At 59.7% G+C, this 1,295-nt stretch carries 3 protein-coding genes and 1 pseudogene; all 4 read right to left on the bottom strand.

Annotated features, from left to right (window positions below; translation table 11 throughout):
* Nucleotides 1–62: 62 nt before the first annotated feature.
* Nucleotides 63–290 (bottom strand): hypothetical protein, encoded by a 228-nt coding sequence (locus ACDP63_RS24860; RefSeq protein WP_409928855.1) that lies wholly within the window; start codon nucleotides 288–290, stop codon nucleotides 63–65.
* The gene (locus ACDP63_RS24855) at nucleotides 283–561 is read right to left on the bottom strand and encodes a VirB3 family type IV secretion system protein (protein WP_082658003.1); all 279 of its coding nucleotides are present in this window, start codon (nucleotides 559–561) and stop codon (nucleotides 283–285) included. Before ACDP63_RS24855 ends, ACDP63_RS24860 begins: the two co-directional genes overlap by 8 nt.
* The gene (locus tag ACDP63_RS24850) at nucleotides 561–881 is read right to left on the bottom strand and encodes a TrbC/VirB2 family protein (RefSeq protein ID WP_082658002.1); all 321 of its coding nucleotides are present in this window, start codon (nucleotides 879–881) and stop codon (nucleotides 561–563) included. The genes ACDP63_RS24855 and ACDP63_RS24850 overlap by 1 nt, the downstream gene beginning before the upstream one ends.
* Nucleotides 882–894: 13 nt before the next feature.
* Nucleotides 895–1,185: pseudogene (locus ACDP63_RS24845) on the bottom strand (lytic transglycosylase domain-containing protein); the annotation flags it as partial.
* Between the last annotated feature and the right edge of the window lie 110 nt (nucleotides 1,186–1,295).

Below are 1,295 nucleotides of genomic sequence, written 5' to 3'. Positions count from 1 at the left end.
ACGCGCCAGCTATCTGGTAAGCGCGCGCGCCATGGCGCCGGTCACCGCCGCGTGGCCGGATTTTACTCCGCCGCGTGGCCGGATATTGCACCGCCGTTGACACTGTCCGAGCTGGTGAGACCGTCAATGCCCGTGATTTCGAGCGCGATCAGCAGACCGTTCTCTCGGGTCCGCACGACCTCATCGTCAACCTCGATCGCATAAGGCATGTGCCGATACAGATTGAGATCGGCCGGAAGGATTGCGCGGGCACGCTCGCTGACTTCGCTCAAATCACGGGGGCTAAACATAGCGGCGGAATCTCTTCTTTTTGTTGAGAGAAATGACAGGCCGTGTTTTGGTCCAGATCACGGCCACAACCCGATGACCATTGGGGTTGATAATCGTCACGATCTTGGCGAGGCCGTACCAGAGCGGTGCAGTCAGCAGCCAAGGCAGCCATTTTACCCAGATGAACGGCAACATCGTCAGGCCGCCGACCGCCAGGAAGTAGGGCATCGGCAGGCCATACATCTTGGCCTGCCTCGACAGTCCGAGGATGACCGGAGTACGCTCGGCCATCAGGTGAAGATCGACTTGAGTTGGGTGACGATGTTCGTGGCGCCGAAGGCAAAGAAAGCACCAAGACAGATCATTCCGACCCACATCCAGCTGATCCGGTTGAAGGCAGCCAGAAAGCCGGTAATGACCAGCGCCAATGTGAAGAAGATCGTCGTCGGGTTGCCCTTGATCCAGGTGATGAAGCTGTTGCCGAGCGTGTCGATCTTCGAGAACTGCACCCCGCCCGCGGTGGCCTGGGCTAGCACATCGGTCGCAAACATCGCAGCCCAGACTAGCAGGACGACGAACAGCGCCATCTGCATGTGATTTGGTTTCGTCATGGCAAATTCCCTTTCAATTTCGTGCCATTAGCTGTTCGTGGCGGGACAGAATCCTGACCACGTAATCGCGGGTTTCCCGATAGGGAGGGACGCCGCCATATTTCCGAACCGCCGCCGGGCCGGCGTTGTATGCTGCCAGCGCCAGAGTCGGACTCCGAAAATTCTGAAGCTGCGTAAGGAGATAGCGCGCGCCGCCGTCCAAGTTTTGCATCGGATCGGACGGATCGACCCCAAGAAGCGAGGCTGTCCCAGGCATCAATTGTGCCAGTCCGATGGCACCCTTCGGGCTTCTGGCTCGCTGATTGAAGCGCGTGTCAACGGCGGTGCAATATCCGGCCACGCGGCGGAGTAAAATCCGGCCACGCGGCGGTGACCGGCGCCATGGCGCGCGCGCTTACCAGATAGCTGGCGCGT

The organism is Paracoccus sp. P2 (genome assembly GCF_046335115.1).
Lineage (GTDB): Bacteria > Pseudomonadota > Alphaproteobacteria > Rhodobacterales > Rhodobacteraceae > Paracoccus > Paracoccus pantotrophus.
This window is presented reverse-complemented; position numbering and strand designations above follow the sequence as displayed.

Coding starts and splice junctions, on each gene's coding strand:
- ACDP63_RS24860 (WP_409928855.1), bottom strand. CDS start 290: ATGTTTAGCCCCCGTGATTTGAGCGAAGTCAGCGAGCGTGCCCGCGCA.
- ACDP63_RS24855 (WP_082658003.1), bottom strand. CDS start 561: ATGGCCGAGCGTACTCCGGTCATCCTCGGACTGTCGAGGCAGGCCAAG.
- ACDP63_RS24850 (WP_082658002.1), bottom strand. CDS start 881: ATGACGAAACCAAATCACATGCAGATGGCGCTGTTCGTCGTCCTGCTA.